Raw genomic sequence first — 16589 nt, 5'->3', positions numbered from 1 at the left:
GGCGTCGGTCCCGGTTTAGGACTTTCGGGAAGGCTCCGGTAGAGGAGCCGGAAACAGGGGTGTATCCATGAGACCGTCCACGCTTCGCAGCTATCTGATTGCGGGCGCCTGCCTGCCCGCCATCCTGGCGACTGCCGCCCAGGCCCAGTCGACCGATCTCCGTCCCGATCCGCAGGCCATGGTGCCGGCGACGGCCTCGGATGCCGATGCCCTGATCCAGGACTCGGCCCTGCCGCCGCTTCCCGACGTGGACATCCCCTTCACCCGCTATGTGCTGGACAACGGCCTGACCCTGATCGTGCACGAGGACCACAAGGCCCCGATCGTCGCCGTCAACATCTGGTACCACGTCGGCTCCAAGAACGAGCCGGAAGGCCGTTCGGGCTTCGCCCACCTGTTCGAGCACCTGATGTTCAACGGGTCGGAGAACTTCAACTCGGACTTCTTCAAGGCGACCGAGCTGCTGGGGGCCACCGACCAGAACGGCACGACCAACAACGACCGCACCAACTATTTCCAGAACGTCCCGACCAGCGGCCTCGACGCCATGCTGTGGCTGGAAAGCGACCGCATGGGTCACCTGCTGGGCGCGGTCGACCAGGCCCGTCTCGATGAGCAGCGCGGCGTCGTCCAGAACGAAAAGCGCCAGGGCGAGAACCAGCCCTATGGCCGCGCCTGGAACGCCATCACCTTCGCCACCTATCCGGATGACCACCCCTACGGCCACACCGTCATCGGCGAGATGGCTGACCTCGACGCCGCCGAACTGAGCGACGTGCAGGACTGGTTCCGCAGCTACTACGGCCCGGCCAATGCCGTGATCGTGCTGGCCGGCGACATCACGCCGGAAGAGGCGCTGGCCAAGGTCCAGCACTACTTCGGCGACATCCCGCCCGGACCGCCCGTCACCCAGCCCGCCCGCATGATCTCGCGCATGGAAGGCGAGCAGCGTGAGGTCATGTACGACCGCGTGGGCGAGCCGCGTCTGTACAAGGTCTGGAACGTGCCGCCGGCCGGCGAGGCCGACACTGACCACCTCGGCCTGCTGGCCCAGGTGCTGACCTCGGGCCGCAACTCGCGCCTCTACAAGCGTCTGGTGTTCGATGACCAGATCGCCACCAATGTCGGCGCCTTTGTCTCGGACGGCGAGATCGGCAGCCAGTTCATGATCATCGCGACCGCCAAGCCGGGTCAGGATCTGGCCGAGATCGAGGCGATCATCGATGAGGAACTCGCCCGCCTGCTGGCCGACGGCCCGACGCCGATCGAACTGGAGCGCGCCCGGACCTCGACCGGTTCGGCCTATGTGCGCGGTCTGGAGCGGATCGGCGGCTTCGGCGGCAAGTCCGACCTGCTGGCCGAAGGCGAGGTCTTCCACGACAACCCCGCCGCCTGGCGTGTCAGCTACCAGCGCATCCTCGACGCGCGTCCGGCCGATCTGGTCGCTGCGGGTCGTGAATGGCTGTCGGACGGTTCCTACAGCCTCGAGGTCCTGCCCTTCCCGGACTATCAGGCTGCGGCCACGGGGGCTGATCGCTCGCAGATGCCGCAGGCCGGCGAAATGCCGATGGCCAGCTTCCCCGACTTCGAGCGGGCGACGCTGTCCAACGGTCTGCAGGTCGTTCTGGCCCCCCGTTCAGGTGTGCCGACCGTCAGCATGAACCTGATCGTCAACGCCGGTGCTGCCGCCGAAACGGCAGACAAGAACGGCCTGGCCGTCCTGACGCCTGCGGTCATGACCAACGGCACCGAGACCCTCGATGCCCTCGAGATCAGCGACCGCCAGCAGCTGCTGGGCGCCACGCTCGGGGCCAACTCGGCCGTCGACTATACGGTCGTCAGCATGACCGCCATCGAATCGCGCCTGCGGCCGTCGCTGGACCTGTTCGCCGATGTGGTCATGAACCCCGCCTTCCGTGAGGAAGACTTCCAGCGGGCGCGGACCCAGCAGATCTCGGGCATCCAGCAGTCGAACCGTAACCCGGGCGCCATCGCCAACCGGGTTCTGGCCGACGCCCTCTATGGCGACAACAGCCCCTATGGCCGCGCGACCTCGGGCACCGAGGCCACGGTCCAGTCGCTGACCCCGGCGGATGCCCGGGCCTTCCACGACACCTGGTTCCGTCCTGACAACGCCACCCTGGTGGTCGTCGGCGACACGACCATGGCGGAACTGGTGCCCGAGCTGGAGCGCGCCTTCTCGGACTGGGATGCGCCCTCGACCCCGCTGCCCGAACGTGCGGGCGTCGGTACGCCGCCCAGCTACAGCCAGCCGCAGGTGCTCATCGTCAACCGGCCCGGTCCCCAGTCGATCATCATGGCCGGTCGCCTGATCGATCCGCTGAACCCGGAGACCGAACCCGCGATCACCGCCATGAACACGGCGCTGGGCGGGGCCTTCACCAGCCGCATCAACATGAACCTGCGTGAGGACAAGGGCTGGTCCTACGGCGCCGGCTCGGGCATCCGCCGCACGCCGGGCGAGCGTCTGTTCCTCGTCTCGACGGGTGTGCAGGCCGACCGCACGGCCGACAGCCTGGTCGAGATCGACCGCGAACTGACCGACATCGTCGACGGTCGTCCGGTCGCCGAGCAGGAACTGGCGGCGCACAAGGCCAATCTGATCCAGGGCATGGCCGGCGATTGGGAAACCAATGGCTCGGTGGCCGGTGATCTGGTCCAGATGGTCGTCTACGGCCTGCCGGACGACTACTATGATCGCAGCGCCGCCGGACTGGCCGCCACCACCCCCGTCTCGGTCTCGGCCGCAGCCCGGGACGTGCTGGGCGACGGTCCGACCGTCTGGGTGGTCGTCGGTGACCGCGAGGCCATCGAGCCCAAGATCCGCGAACTGGGTCTGGGTGAGGTTCGCGTGGTCGACATCAACGGCGATCCTGTCGAGTAGGGCTCACCCCACACGACACGACTGACAGGGGGCGGCGTCCATCGGGCGCCGCCCTTTTTCTTGCGCGCAGGGCAGGCGAGACGACGCCCTGACGCGGCCTCCAGAAAGACGGTCTGAATCGTCTGAATCGTCTGAAACCGGGGCCTCGTCTGGCCTGTGAGGCCGATGGTCAGACCCGCCCGCCGTCTGAAAAAGACCGTCTGAACCGTCTGAATGGTCTGAAAAGGGGTCGCTTCCTCCGGTGGCTGAAAAGGGCTGCACATCTTAGTGCGACTCTGGATCAGGGCGCGCAGGTCATCGCCGGGTGTCGTTAACCCCTTGGGGTGCGGCGCCTTTCACAAGCCGGGCATGCGTAGCTCGTCCGTCGGAGCGCCCAAAGAAAAAGGGCCGGCGCTTGCGAGCCGGCCCTTGCAGTCGTGGGGAGGAAGACTTCTGAAGGATCAGAAGCGGGTGGTCAGGCTGATCGAACCGCTCTGGCCCAGGTCATAGCCATTGGCGGTGATGCGGTTGCCCAGTTCCTGATACTCCAGATATTCCTCGTCCAGCAGGTTCCGCAGCTCGATGGCGAGGCCCATGTCGCGGCCACCCCATTCAAAGTCCTTGCGATAGACGAAGTCGAGCATCACGCCCGGCTCCTGGATCAGGTCGGGCTCGCCCGGGCGGCCGCGGGCCGAGCTGCGCTCGGACACCCAGGTCACCAGAATGGTCGCCTGCGAGCGGGCCATGTCGTCTTCCCAGCCGAGTTGCAGGTTGGCCAGGTGTTCCGACTGACCCTGCATGCGGCTGCCGTCGATGATGTAGTCCGACGCCGGACGCTCGGCCCCGCCGGCCGACAGCACGCGCACGGTGTCGCCCGCGTCCACATTCACCTCGGAGTCGGTGAAGGTGTAGTTGGCCTGCACCAGCCAGCGCTTGTTGGCGATGAAGGACCAGCTGTGGTCCGGCATCTCCCAGTACTTCTTGGCATCGACCTCGAAGCCCATCAGCGTGGCGTTCGGCGCATTCAGATAGGTCTGCTGGATGACGCTGCCGATGTCGTTGATCGTCGATTCGATCGGGTTCTCGATGTCCTTGTAGAAGACGCCGCCGGTCACATACTGGCCGCGGGCGAAATACCACTCGACGCGGGCGTCCAGGTTCACCAGCTCGGTATCCACCAGATAGGGGTTACCGAAGAACAGGCGATCGTTGTCGGGATCCAGATACTGCTGCGGGGCCAGCTCGCGGAACTGGGGACGGCCGATGGTCTTCGACGCGCCCAGACGCAGCTGCATGTCCTCGGCGAAGTTCCAGGTCAGGGTCGCCGACGGCAGCCAGTAGCTGTTCTGCAGCTCGGTCGGCTGGAACACCAAGGCGCCACCGAACAGGTCGATCGGGGTCACGAACTGGGTCGCGTCCTCATAGCGGACACCGGCTGAAACGCTGACCAGCGGCACGATCTCGGCTTCGACCTGCAGATAGGCGGCCTGGGTCTCGAGGCCGGCCTCATAGGCGGCCGCGCCGCCCGAGGGCGTGATTTCCTGCAGCTCGAGCAGGGCCGGGCCGAGGTTGAAGTCCGAGAACAGATAGTCGACGCGGCTGTCCTGAACGTCCAGCGGCAGACCGTTGGGCGCATAGAAGCGGAAGTCGCGACGCTCGGCGTTGCGGGTGTTGTCGCTATAGGCCACGCCGCCGCGCACGGTCATGTCGCGGACCGACGACAGGGCCGTGGTCCAGGCGAAGTCGGCGCCGCCGCTGACGATCTCGTCTTCCAGCTCCGAGAAACTGGTCGAGTTACGCTGGGCCTCGGTGTCGTGGCGATAGACACCATCCGGGTCCAGGCGATAGCGGATCACCTTCTCATAGGGAGCGTCGCGGTCGGTGCGGGCATAGGCCCCGCGCCAGCTCAGCTCCAGATCGCCATTCATCAGCCAGTGGGTGCCGGCCAGCTGGCTGGTGAACAGGCTGCGCTCGAACCATTCGGTATAGTCGTCGCGCACCTCGCCGGTGCCCGGCGCCGCAAAGTCCACGCCCTCGCGGGTGCGGGCTTCCTTGGTGACGTTGCGGACGTACAGATTGGTCCACTTCAGCTGGTGGTTCTCGTTGCCGAGGCTGAGGCCACCCAGGAAGTTCAGACCGATGTCGTTCTCGGTCGAGACGTAGTCATAGTTGGTCTGGACGACCAGCTGATCGACATCCAGGCGGCCTTCTTGCTGGATGCCGGTCCGGGTGCGCCAGTTGTTGTCATAGCCGGCCACGAACACCAGACCCAGCTCCAGACCGGCGCCCACGTCCCACGAGCGACCGCCTGCGATGTCGAGGCCGAAGTTCGGCTGAATGTAGTCCTGGGTCTGAAGCAGGTTCAGCGGGGCGTTGACGAAGTCGCGCCCGATGGCCTGGATGTCGGCCGAGGTGAAGTTGGCGCCGGTGGCGACCCGGTTGCCGGTGGCGATCGCGTCGCGCAGCAGGCCGGGCACGTCGCGCGTGCCGTCGTCAAAGCCGGTGAAGTCGGTGCGCGAGCCGTAATAGATGTAACCCTCGCGGCCCGTGGTCTCCAGATTGCCGCCGATGCTGGCCGAGATGGTCAGGAAGGGCTCACGCGGGGCGGTGATGGTCTGCAGGTCGATGACGCCGCCACCGAACTCGCCCGGATAGTTGGCCGAATAGGTCTTCTGGACCGTCACCCCGTCCAGCGCGGACGAGGGGAACAGGTCCAGCGGCACCACGCGTTGCAGGGGCTCGGGGCTGGGCAGCGGCGAGCCGTTCAGCAGGGCCGAGGAATAGCGTTCACCCAGACCGCGCACATAGACAAAGCGGCCTTCGACGACCGACAGGCCGGTGACGCGGGTCAGGGCGGCGGCGGCATCGTCATCGCCGGTGCGCTGCAGGTCCTCGCGCGTGACGAAGGAGGCAACCTCCGAGGTTTCGCGCAGGGGCTCGGGGATATAGCGGCCGAGGACGACGATCTCGTCGACCTGGGCTTCTTGTTGCGGGTCCTGGGCGTCGGACTGGGCCGGGACCGGGTCCTGCTGCTGGGCCAGGGCCACGCCGGGCGCGATCAGCGCCGTGCTGGCGAGCAGCAGGCCGCTCAGTGTCAGGGAAAGCGTCTTCATGATCAGCGCCTCGAATGGGAAATATCGGGAAACGACGAATCGGGGCGGCGGCGTCAGAACCGCCGCCCCGACAGGCGCAGGTATCAGCAGGTCGAGCCGGCCGAGATGCCGCAGGTCCAGCCGGCGTACCAGGTGTCGCTCGAGTCACGGACGGCACCGATGTAGGTCGTGTTCGACAGGAAGCCGTTCACGCCATTGACCGGGGTCGGGGTGATCGCGGCTTCATTGGTGCCGTTGACCACACCGTTCAGGGTCGTGCCGCCGGCGCTGTTGTTGGAGCCGGTGGCGAAGATGCCCGAGGTCGCCGCGTCCTGGTTGCCGTCAGCGCGGAAGGTGGTGCCGCACGACAGATAGACCGAGTTGAAGGTCGGCCCGTTGGTCACGGTGGCCGCGTCGTCCAGGTCGAAGCAGGTGCCCGAGGGCTTGGACACGACCGAGTTGTACAGCTGCAGGGCGTGGCCGGTGTTCAGGACGATGCCGTCGCCGCCGGCGCCGTCGGTGCGGCCGATGATGGTCGCGTTCGAGATGACCGGACGGGTGAACAGGGCCTGGTTACCGGCCGAGCTGAACTCGAAGCCACGATCGCCGCGGGTCGGAGCCTGACGGACAATGGCGAACTGCACGGCGCCGCGCCAGCCGGTGTCGGTGTCCAGCGAGTCGTCGTCGTTGCCGGTCAGCACGACGTACTTCAGGTTGGCCGTGCCGCCGAACAGCTCGATGCCGTCGTCCGAGCTGTTGTGCACCTGGATGTACTCCAGGGTGGTGCCCGAGCCGACGCCGGCCAGGGTGATGCCGTTCAGCTCGTTGCCGGGCAGGATCTGGAAGCCCGAGTGCATCAGGCGGAAGTAGCGCAGGCGGCCCGAGTTATCGGCGCCGGTGTTGCCACCGTAGAAGGCGTTGGTGCCCTCGACCTGGGCGACGCAGCCCACGTTCGGCGGGGTCACGCCGGCCGGGCAGACGGCGGTCGGCGCGCGGCCCAGGATGACCAGGCCACCCCATTGGCCGATCGAGTCGACACCGGTGGTGCCTTCAACCGACTGGCGGCTGGTGAAGACGACCGGGCTGGTCGAGGTGCCTTCGGCAAAGATCTGCGAGCCACGGTTGACGACGATGTAGTCCAGGCCGCCGGAACCGAAGACGGTCACGCCCGGCTCGACGGTCAGGATGCCCTGCTGGGCGCCGGCGATCGGGGCGGCCGGGTCAGCGCCGCGGTCCTGGCCGACGTCGGTGCGGCCCGAGACCGAATAGATGGTGCCCGCGCGCTGGGCGACGACCAGATTGCCGAGGATCAGGGCCGGCAGCTGGCAGTTGCGCAGGGTCGCGCCCGCACCGGTCGTGATGGTGCCGACATTGGCAAAGCCGGTCGGGCAGTCCGCGGCCGCGCCGCCGGTGCCACCACCGGTGCCACCGCCGCCGGTGCCACCACCGGTGCCGCCACCGAAATCGCCTTCGCCGGGCGAGGCCACCTCGGCCGAACCGCACGAGGCCAGGGCCAGGGCAGTCGCGCTGGCGAGCAGAATCTTGGAAAGACGCATTGGGGAACCCCTCGGAATGAATGTCTGGGTTACCCGCACCCCGTGTGACGCACCCGGCAACCCCGGGTCCAGTCCTCTAGGCGGTCATTGCAATATTAAGATGACGCAAATGTTATGCGATGTGACGGATAGTCAGTTATCAGATCAATATCGCGCAAGATGACAATTATACTGCAAGTATAGAATTTGCGTCATCTAGTCCGAAGGCGGATTGATTGTCACATTCAGGGTCTGGCCCCCGCGGCGCACCGTCAGGGTCACGGGGGTGCCGGTGCCCAGGATCTGGCCCAGTTCCTGGACGCGTTCGTCCCGGCTGAGCGCCTCGCCGTTCACGGCCGTCACCACATCGCCTTCGCGCAGCCCGGCGGCCGACAGGGCCGGGATTTGCGCCCCGCGCCGCCAGACATAGCCTTCGATCTGCCCGTCCCGGGACAGGGGGCGCAGACCGGCGACATAGGCGTCTGCGGGGGGCGGCGTCAGACCCATTTCGGCCGCGGCCATGGCGGCGTCCCCCGAGAGATTGGACGGGACGCCCTCCGGCGGAGGAGGGGGGGCGGGGATGGAGATGTCACTGAACTCCAGCCGCAGGGTATGGCCACCCCGGCTCAGTATGACGTGGTCGGGCGCCACCGCGGCGAGCACCAGATCGGGCGCGACTGTGTCACCGATGCCATAGGCGGCCTGGGTGCCGTCCGGCCCTTGCAGGATGGCGGTGCCGTTTGCCCCGGTACGGGTGCCGAACAGCAGCCAGCCCTCGGCCGTCAGGTCCAGAAGGGCTGGCGCCTCGCCCTGCCGGAAGAAGGGGTCGAAGCGGTCGAACACCGCAGGGTCGCTCAGGGGGCGCTGGGCGCTGCCCGGGGCCTGAAGCGACCGTCCGTCCGCGCTCATGCCAAGGATGCCGGCCACCACGACCACACCGAGCCCGACCGCCAGGGCGATCTCGGCCCCCCGTCGCGGGCTCAGGCTGTGGAACGACAGGGCGGATGGAAATGGCACGCGGCGCATATCCGGCCTGTAGCGGCTGGATGTGACATGGTGCCGACATTCATGCGCAGTCAGGACGACAGGGCGACGATCTGGCCCGACCAGGCCGGCAACTGCCCCGCCGTGCCCTCGGCACCGTTTACGCTGGCCATCAGGCTCGCCCCGTCGGGCACGTCGATCCGGATCGGCGAATCGCCCAGATTGAACAGGCACAGCAGGGCCTGCCCGTCCGCGTCCCGACGGAAGACCAGGCGCGGCCCGTCGGCCTCGACGATGGTCATCCGGCCCGTGGTCAGGGCCGGACGGGTCTTCCGCAGTGCGATCAAATGCCGGGTCAGGGTCAGCATGGAGTGCTCACCCCCGGTTTGCGCCGCGACGGCCAGGTCCAGGTGGCGCGGATCCATGGGCAGCCAGGGCTCGACCTCTGAAAAGCCGCCCCATGGGCCGTCGGAGGTCCAGGGCATGGGGGTGCGGGCGCCGTCCCGGCCCAGTGTCATAGGCCAGTTGGCGATGGCCTCCGGGTCCACCAGCCGCTCGAACGGCACTTCGGCCTGTGGCAGGCCCAGTTCCTCGCCCTGGTACAGGAAGACATTCCCGCGCAGGGTCATCAGCAACAGCATGGCCAGCCGGGCCGTCGTGCCGGTGTCGTGCGTGCCGGCCCAGCGGCTGGCGACCCGCGGCGTGTCGTGGTTGGAAAAAGTCCAGGCGGGCCAACCCTCGCCGTCCGCGCCCGGCCAGCGTCCGGTAGTCTCGGCCACGCGCCCGGCCGTCAGGGCGCGGGCATAGAGATAGTTGAAGCCGTAGGCACTGTGCAGGCGGTCGCCTCCCCGGGTGAAGGCGTGCATTTCGGCCTCGGCCGCATCGCCCACGACCTCGGCGACGAAGAATCGGTCGCCATAGCTTTCACCGAGGTCCCGCAGGCGCTCGAGGAAGGCCGGGATCTCGGGCTGGGACTGATTGTACAGGTGGAGCTGGAAGTCGAACGGACGGGTGCGCGGGCCGGGCCGGGGATCGGCCGGATTGTCGGTCAGGGCCGCGTCGTGAATGGCAAAGTTGATCGCGTCGAGGCGGAAGCCGTCGACCCCGCGATCCAGCCAGAACCGCGTGACGTCCAGCAGGGCATCCTGGACGACGGGGTTGCGCACATTCAGCTGCGGCTGGCTGCCCAGGAAATTGTGCATGTAGTACTGGCCGCGCCGCGCATCCCAGGTCCAGGCGGGGCCTCCAAAAACCGACTGCCAATTGTTGGGGGGCGACCCGTCGGCCTTCGCATCGGCCCAGACATACCAGTCGGCCCGGTCGTTGGTGCGATCCTGCCGGCTGGCCCGGAACCAGTCATGGGCGTCGGATGTATGGGCATACACCTGGTCGATGATCAGCTTCAGCCCGCGCGCATGGACCTCCGCGACAAGGGCATCGAAGTCGTCCAGCGTCCCGAACAGAGGGTCGATGGCGCAATAGTCCGAGACGTCATAGCCGAAGTCCTTCATCGGCGAGGCAAACACCGGCGATAGCCAGATGCCGTCGACGCCCAGGTCGGCGATGTGATCCAGCCGCCGGATCAGGCCCTGGAGGTCGCCGACACCGTCGCCGTCACTGTCCTGAAAGCTGCGCGGATAGACCTGATAGAGGACCGCGCCCCGCCACCATTCGTTCGACGCGCTGCGCATGGGGTCCGTCCTCAGATCGATGGATCGTCCGGGCGAGTATGGGCCAGTTCCTCGGCCGCCGTCATCAGGTGATACAGACTGCTGGCGGGGGCCGGTTCGTCGATGAAGCGGCCGTCGGCCGTCATCCGGTCATGGAACAGGCCGGGACGATCCACGCGCAGATAGGGGACCAGACCCGCGAGGGCGGCCTCCAGCCGCTGCTCGGCATGCGACCGCTCGGCATCGGTCGCCGCCATGTCCCGCCGCTGGACCCACGCCTTGATCCGCTCGGTCTGGGGCCACAGGCGCGCAACCGGATCGCAGGGCGAGAGGGCGGGGGTCAGGCCGCCGAAGGCCACCCCGCGCGCCGCATCAATGCCGTGCGCCTCGCCGAGGTCGACCAGCCGCCGTCCGGCCTCCAGCGCCCGCGCATCGCCCTGTGCCACACCCCAGCGGGTCAACAGCCATCCCCATTCGAACTGATGGCCCGGCTCGATCTGGGCGTCGTCGCCGGCCGGCAGGGCCCGCCAGTCCGCGTCGTAATACTCGCGAACAGCCCCGGTTTCGGGATCGACGAACCGGTTGAGGGCCAGGGTCACCAGCTCTTCGGCTATCCGGGTCCAGGGCGCTGCCTCGTCGTCCGGCAGGACGGCGGCCCAGGCCAGGGCCGCCTCCAGCATGTGCATGTGGGGGTTGGCCTTGAGGGGAACGGTCGCCGGCCGGTCCTCGTCAAATCCGCCGCCCGGATGGGCGCGAACCTCATTGAGCGCCTGCCGAAGGCTGGTGGCGACATCGATCACCGCAGCCCTGTCCTGAGCCAGGGGAAGAGCATGGGCCAGGCCGAACAGGATGAAGGCCTGATCATAAAGGTCGGGCCGGGCGTCCAGAGGCTGCCCCGCTTCGTCGAGGCGGTAGTGGAACAGGCCGTCCTCGCGCCGGAAACGCGGAAGGGCGTCGAGGCCGTGGTTCACCAGGTCCGCCGCCGGTCCGTCCCAGCCCATCAGGGATGCGCGCGAAAACACATAAATCTGCCGGCCCAGTACCCGGGCACGACGGGGCAGGGGCTCGGGCGTGCCGTCCGCCTGCAGCTTTTCGAAGAAGCCCCCCGAGAGCCGGTCGACGCCCCGCTCGCTCCACAGCGGCAGGGCATCGTCCCTCAGCCAGGCCAGATAGGCATCGCCGACGCTCATCCGCGAAATCCGGGAGGCACGGAAAACCCCCGGGCGCGGGTGCATACGGGATACATGAACAACGACCAGACCATTGAAGTGGCGGGCATATAAGCGGCTGTCCAGCAGCCATGCAACCTCGGGACGCGGCCCTTCTGATCCCGCTGCCTTTGCGCCATGCTGGGTCCCGGGCGCCGAATCGGGGGCCGGACAGCAGGGGTCGAGCGGCTCATGAACCTCAGCGGAAAACGCATTCTGGTGACGGGCGCCGACGGCTTCATCGGCTCGCATCTGGTCGAGCGGCTGGTTCGCGACGGTCACAGGGTGCGCGCCTTCGTCCAGTACAACAGCTTCGGCCACCGGGGCTGGCTGGATCAGTCACCCGAGGACATCCAGGACGCTCTGGACGTCTTCGCCGGCGACGTCCGCGATCCTTACGGCGTGAAGACCGCCATGACCGGCTGTGATGTGGTGCTGCACCTGGCCGCCCTGATCGCCATTCCCTACAGCTATCATTCGCCCGGCGCCTATGTGGACACCAATGTCACGGGCACGCTCAACATCGTGCAGGCCGCGCGCGATCTGGGGGTCGAGCGCGTCGTGCCCACCTCGACCAGCGAGGTCTATGGCACCGCCCGCTTCGTGCCGATGACCGAGGACCACCCCCTTCAGGGCCAGTCCCCCTATTCAGCCTCCAAGATCGGCGCCGACCAGATCGCCCTCAGCTTCCACGCCGCCTTTGGCACCCCGGTGTCGCTGGTGCGCCCGTTCAACACCTATGGCCCGCGCCAGTCGGCCCGCGCGGTCATTCCGACCGTCATCACCCAGCTGGCGACCGGCGCCCGTCAGGTGAAGCTGGGCGCGCTCTCACCTACCCGCGACTTCAGCCATGTGTCCGACACCGTGGCCGGCATCATGGCCGTGGCGGAATGCGATGCGGCCATCGGCGGGGTGACCAATCTGGGCAGCGGTTTCGAGGTCTCGATCGGCGACACCGCCCGCCTGATCGCCGAGCGGATGGGGGTCGACATCGACATCGTCAGCGAGGCCGAACGCCTGCGCCCCGATGCCAGCGAGGTTGAACGCCTGTTCGCCGACACCAGCCGGGTCCAGGCCCTGACCGGCTGGCGCCCGGCCCATGCCGGACTGGACGGATTTGCGCGCGGTCTGGACGACACCATCGCCTGGTTCCGCGAGCCCGCAAATCTGGCCCGCTACCGCCCCGGCACCTACGCCATCTAGCCGTTCAGGGTCGTTCCAGCGGCCGCGCCGGATTGCCGACCACGGTCTCGCCCGGGGCGACATCCTTGGTCACCACAGCCCCCATGCCGATCACCGCCCCCTTGCCGATGCGGAGAGGCTTGTCCGGGGTTCCCTGCCGCAGGATAGCGCCCGTCCCGACATAGACGTCGTCCTCGATCACCGTATTGCCGTTGATGCACACACGCGGCGCCAGGGTGACGAAGTCGCCGATCACGCACTCATGCGCGACGTAGGAATAGATGTTGGCGTGAAACTGCCGACCGATCCGCACATCGGCGGTCAGGATCGTGTGGTCGCACAGCAGAGCCCCTTCGCCGATCTCGCACGGCCCGCGCCCGAGGGCGGTGGGCGCGATCAGAGAGACGAGAGGCCGGCCCAGCGCCCGCATCTCGGCATCGACCCGGCGGCGGATGGTGGCTTCGGCAATGGCGACGACAATGCCGTAGTCCATGGGCAGCTCGGCCAGCGGGATCACGGGATGCCCGTTCACCGATGGCTCGTAGGCCTCGCCGTCTTTCGGCACGAAACAGACGGCATCGGGGCTGCGGGCTCCGGCTGCGCGGACCATTTCCCACGCCAGGGGCGCGACTTCGCGGCTGAATCCGCCCGTTCCGCAGATGGCAATCTTCATCGGATGGCGCTCCCCTCCGGGAATCGGACAAGACTGCTACCCTGACACCCTGACCGACTCTGGCAAGGCAGACTGTAGCAGGCGCATGGCGGAACGCGTGACCATCTGTGTGGTGAGCAGTGGCCGGGCCGACTATGGCCTGATCCGCCCCATCGTCGACGCCCTGCGCGCCGATCCGCGCACGAGGGGACAGCTGCTGCTGACCGGTACCCATGCCGACCCGCGGTTCGGCTCGGACGCCGACGGCCTGATCGAGGCCGATGCCCTGGTGCCGATGCCGCTGGAAGGCGACGATGCCGCTGCCGCCGCGCGAGGGAGCGCCGCCGTCCTGACCGGCGTGGTCGAGGCGCTGGGCCGGCTGAAGCCCGATGCCGTGCTGATTGTCGGCGACCGCTACGAGATCCTGGCGGTGGCCCAGGCCGCCATGCTGCTGCGCCTGCCGCTGATCCATCTGGGTGGCGGCGATGTGACCGAAGGCGCGATCGACGAGGGCATCCGCCATGCGGTCAGCAAACTGGCCCAGCTTCATCTGGTCACCCATACAGAGGCCGCGCGCCGCCTGCGCCAGCTGGGAGAGGAGGACTGGCGCATCCATAGGGTCGGCAATCCCTCGCTGGACAGTCTGACCGCTGCTGCGTCCGTTCCCGATGCGGAACTGGAACGCCTGCTGGGCTGTCCGCTGGCTGCGGACAATCTGCTGGTCTGCTTCCACCCGGTCACCCTGCTGTCGGATGGCGGGCTGGTCGAGTTCGAGGCCCTGCTCGCGGCTCTGGAAGCGCAGCCGGCCTCGACCCGGCTCTGGATCACCCGGCCCAATGCCGACCCGGGGCATGAGGCGCTGAACAGGCGTCTGGATGAGTGGGCGAAGGGGCGGGCCAATGTCTCGGTCCATGCGGCCCTCGGCGCCGCCTATCTGCCCCTGATGGCGCGCTGTCGGGCGGTGGTGGGCAACTCCTCCAGCGGCCTGACCGAGGCCCCCTCGCTCGGCATTCCGACTGTCGACGTCGGCGTGCGGCAGCAGGGCCGGCTGGCCGGGGAGACTGTCTTCCACTGTCCCGGCGAGGTTGAGGCCATCCGCGCGGCACTGGACGAGGCTTTCTCGGCCGACCTGTCCGGCGCGCTCAATCCTTATGGAGATGGAAAGACTGTCCCGCGCATCCTGTCGGTCCTGACGTCCCTGCCCGAGCGCGAAGCCCTGATGCACAAGCGGTTCATCGATATCGAGGTCGCCGGTGGCTGACCGGGTCTTCATCATCGCCGAAGCGGGGGTGAACCACGACGGCTCGCTGGCGGATGCGCTCGCCATGATCGACGTCGCTGCCGAAGCCGGGGCCGACGCCGTCAAATTCCAGACCTTCCGAGCCGAGGCCGCCCTGACTGCCCGCGCGCTCAAGGCCGAGTATCAGGTGACCAATACGGGCGAGGGCGGCACCCAGCTGGACATGGTGCGGCGGCTGGAGCTGAAGCCAGAGGATCACCCGGCGCTGGTCGAGCGCTGCCGGGCGCGCGGCATCGCCTTCATGTCCACGGCCTTCGACATGGACAGTCTGGCGCTGGTCGCGGGGCTGGGCATGCCGTGGATCAAGATTCCGTCCGGCGATCTGACCTGGGGCGAAATGCTGATCGCCGCCGCCCGCGTAGGCCCGCCGCTGGCGGTCTCGACCGGCATGGCGACGCTGGATGAGGTGCGTCAGGCGCTGGCCCTGATCGCCTGGGGCCGGATGCGGAGCGACCTGCCGCCTGATCTGGAGACGGCGCTGGCCGCTTTCGACACCGAGGCTGCGCGGGCGGCGCTCAAGGGTCAGGTGGTGCTGCTGCACTGCACGACCCAGTATCCGGCGCCGCTGTCGGCCGTGAACCTCAGGGCCATGGACACGCTGAGAGAGACGTTCGGCCTGCCTGTCGGCTATTCCGACCATACGCTGGGTATCACCGTTCCCATCGCTGCCGTGGCGCGGGGCGCGGTGATGATCGAGAAGCATTTCACCCTCAGCCGTGACCGCCAGGGGCCCGACCACGCGGCCTCATTGGAGCCGGACGAGCTGGCGGCCATGGTCCGCGCCATCCGGGAGGTCGAACAGGCGTTGGGCCATGCCGAAAAGGGTCCTGCGTTCGAGGAAATGGCCAACCGGATTGTCGCGCGCCGGTCGCTGGTCGCTACGCGCAAGGTCCGGGCCGGAGAGGTCTGGGCACCCGACATGCTGACGGCCAAGCGCCCGGCGGATGGCCTTGAGCCCCATCAGGCCTTTGCCCTCTACGGCCGACCGGCAGGCCGCGACTATCAGCCGGATGAGGCGATCGAGCCATGAAGCACTGGCAACGCACCCTGGTCGGCCCGGACGCCCCCTTGCGGCAGGTGCTGAAGGCCATCGATGCGGCGGGTGTCGGCATTGCTCTCGTCGTGGATGAGGGCGGTGTGCTGATCGGCACCCTGTCGGACGGTGACGTACGCCGGGCCCTGATCAATGGCGCTGCTCTGGAGCAGGCCTGCCGTCCGTTCGTGCACACCACGCCGGTGGTGGCCCCGGACGGCCTGGATGAGGGCGCGGCCCTGACCATGCTGCGGGCCCGTAAACTGCGCCAGCTGCCCCGCGTGGATGCAGACGGGCGGGTGACCGGTCTGTCGACCGTCGGCGACCTGCTGGATGTGCCCGAGCGGCCCGAGCCGGTGGTGATCATGGCAGGGGGGCGGGGCGAGCGTCTGGCCGAGCTGACCCGTACCACGCCCAAGCCCATGCTCAACGTCGGGCCGCGCCCGATACTCGAGACCATCATCTCCGGCCTCGCGGTTCAGGGTTTCCGGCGGATCTTCCTGTCGGTGAACTATATGGCCGACCAGATCGAGGCCCACTTCGGCGACGGGTCGGATCGCGGGCTCAACATCGGCTATCTGCGCGAGGACCGGCCGCTGGGCACCTGCGGCGCCCTGTCCTTGCTGCCGCCCGAGGTCGAGGGGCCGGTGCTGGTCACCAATGGCGATGTCCTGACCCGCGTCGACTATGGTCAGGTGATGGAGGCCCACATCCGCGATGGCGCGGCCGCCACCGTGGTCGTGCGCGACTATGAGATGCAGGTGCCCTTCGGGGTTATCCGCGCCGCCGACGGTCGCATCAGCGGCATCGAGGAAAAGCCCAGCCAGGTCTTCAACATCAATGCCGGGGTCTATGTGCTGTCGCGCCCGGCGCTGGAGCGGATTCCGCGGGGCCAGGCCTATGACATGCCGACCCTGATCCAGGCCCTGATCGACGCTGACCTGGCCGTGCGTCCGCACCGGGCGGAGGGCTACTGGCTGGATATCGGCCGTCCGCCCGACTACGACCGCGCCAACGCCGAGTTCGGCGCCGTCTTCGGCGGTTAGAAC

Annotated in this window: 11 protein-coding genes; 5 read left to right on the top strand and 6 right to left on the bottom strand. The window is 67.9% G+C overall.

Features of this window, described 5'->3' with window-relative positions:
* Window positions 1-67 precede the first annotated feature (67 nt).
* Complete coding sequence (locus tag J7346_RS01235) at window positions 68-2905, top strand: pitrilysin family protein (RefSeq protein ID WP_209116952.1); 2838 nt, start codon at window positions 68-70, stop codon at window positions 2903-2905.
* Between the two features lie 440 nt (window positions 2906-3345).
* Here the strand turns inward: J7346_RS01235 and J7346_RS01230 are convergent, their stop codons facing one another.
* The 5 genes from J7346_RS01230 to J7346_RS01210 form a co-directional block, all read right to left on the bottom strand.
* Window positions 3346-5997, bottom strand: coding sequence for a TonB-dependent receptor (locus J7346_RS01230; RefSeq protein WP_209116950.1), 2652 nt, complete (start codon window positions 5995-5997; stop codon window positions 3346-3348).
* 83 nt (window positions 5998-6080) lie between these two features.
* On the bottom strand, window positions 6081-7532 hold the full coding sequence (locus J7346_RS01225) for a hypothetical protein (RefSeq protein WP_209116948.1): 1452 nt from the start codon (window positions 7530-7532) through the stop codon (window positions 6081-6083).
* A 195-nt stretch (window positions 7533-7727) separates the two neighbouring features.
* On the bottom strand, window positions 7728-8528 hold the full coding sequence (locus tag J7346_RS01220; protein ID WP_209116946.1) for a type II secretion system protein N: 801 nt from the start codon (window positions 8526-8528) through the stop codon (window positions 7728-7730).
* Between the two features lie 59 nt (window positions 8529-8587).
* A complete protein-coding gene (locus tag J7346_RS01215) occupies window positions 8588-10186 on the bottom strand; it encodes an alpha-amylase family glycosyl hydrolase (RefSeq protein ID WP_209116944.1) in 1599 nt (532 codons plus the stop codon).
* An 11-nt stretch (window positions 10187-10197) separates the two neighbouring features.
* Window positions 10198-11355, bottom strand: a complete 1158-nt coding sequence (locus tag J7346_RS01210; protein ID WP_209116942.1) for an AGE family epimerase/isomerase — start codon at window positions 11353-11355, stop codon at window positions 10198-10200.
* Between the two features lie 210 nt (window positions 11356-11565).
* On the opposite strand from J7346_RS01210, the gene J7346_RS01205 reads away from it, so the two are divergent.
* On the top strand, window positions 11566-12576 hold the full coding sequence (locus tag J7346_RS01205) for an NAD-dependent 4,6-dehydratase LegB (RefSeq protein WP_209116939.1): 1011 nt from the start codon (window positions 11566-11568) through the stop codon (window positions 12574-12576).
* Window positions 12577-12580: 4 nt separating this feature from the next.
* Here J7346_RS01205 and J7346_RS01200 read toward each other — a convergent pair whose 3' ends face one another.
* Window positions 12581-13228 (bottom strand): NeuD/PglB/VioB family sugar acetyltransferase, encoded by a 648-nt coding sequence (locus J7346_RS01200; protein WP_209116937.1) that lies wholly within the window; start codon window positions 13226-13228, stop codon window positions 12581-12583.
* Window positions 13229-13313: 85 nt separating this feature from the next.
* On the opposite strand from J7346_RS01200, the gene neuC reads away from it, so the two are divergent.
* From neuC to J7346_RS01185, 3 genes are read left to right on the top strand one after another with little or no spacing between them, the layout of a single operon-like run.
* Window positions 13314-14468: a UDP-N-acetylglucosamine 2-epimerase gene (gene neuC, locus J7346_RS01195; protein WP_209116935.1), complete on the top strand. Its 1155-nt coding sequence runs from the start codon at window positions 13314-13316 to the stop codon at window positions 14466-14468.
* A complete protein-coding gene (gene neuB / locus J7346_RS01190; RefSeq protein WP_209116934.1) occupies window positions 14461-15537 on the top strand; it encodes an N-acetylneuraminate synthase in 1077 nt (358 codons plus the stop codon). The genes neuC and neuB overlap by 8 nt, the downstream gene beginning before the upstream one ends.
* On the top strand, window positions 15534-16586 hold the full coding sequence (locus J7346_RS01185) for a nucleotidyltransferase family protein (protein WP_209116932.1): 1053 nt from the start codon (window positions 15534-15536) through the stop codon (window positions 16584-16586). The genes neuB and J7346_RS01185 overlap by 4 nt, the downstream gene beginning before the upstream one ends.
* Window positions 16587-16589 lie beyond the last annotated feature (3 nt).

The sequence above is a fragment of the Brevundimonas sp. A19_0 genome, from assembly GCF_017744255.1.
GTDB lineage: Bacteria > Pseudomonadota > Alphaproteobacteria > Caulobacterales > Caulobacteraceae > Brevundimonas.
The sequence above is the reverse complement of the archived record's forward strand: the minus strand, read 5'-3'. Positions and strand labels throughout refer to the sequence as shown.

Excerpts from the sequence above, each read along its gene's own strand:
- J7346_RS01235 (WP_209116952.1), top strand. The coding sequence starts at position 68 with ATGAGACCGTCCACGCTTCGCAGCTATCTGATTGCGGGCGCCTGCCTG.
- J7346_RS01230 (WP_209116950.1), bottom strand. The coding sequence starts at position 5,997 with ATGAAGACGCTTTCCCTGACACTGAGCGGCCTGCTGCTCGCCAGCACG.
- J7346_RS01225 (WP_209116948.1), bottom strand. The coding sequence starts at position 7,532 with ATGCGTCTTTCCAAGATTCTGCTCGCCAGCGCGACTGCCCTGGCCCTG.
- J7346_RS01215 (WP_209116944.1), bottom strand. The coding sequence starts at position 10,186 with ATGCGCAGCGCGTCGAACGAATGGTGGCGGGGCGCGGTCCTCTATCAG.
- J7346_RS01210 (WP_209116942.1), bottom strand. The coding sequence starts at position 11,355 with ATGAGCGTCGGCGATGCCTATCTGGCCTGGCTGAGGGACGATGCCCTG.
- J7346_RS01205 (WP_209116939.1), top strand. The coding sequence starts at position 11,566 with ATGAACCTCAGCGGAAAACGCATTCTGGTGACGGGCGCCGACGGCTTC.
- J7346_RS01200 (WP_209116937.1), bottom strand. The coding sequence starts at position 13,228 with ATGAAGATTGCCATCTGCGGAACGGGCGGATTCAGCCGCGAAGTCGCG.
- neuC (WP_209116935.1), top strand. The coding sequence starts at position 13,314 with ATGGCGGAACGCGTGACCATCTGTGTGGTGAGCAGTGGCCGGGCCGAC.
- J7346_RS01185 (WP_209116932.1), top strand. The coding sequence starts at position 15,534 with ATGAAGCACTGGCAACGCACCCTGGTCGGCCCGGACGCCCCCTTGCGG.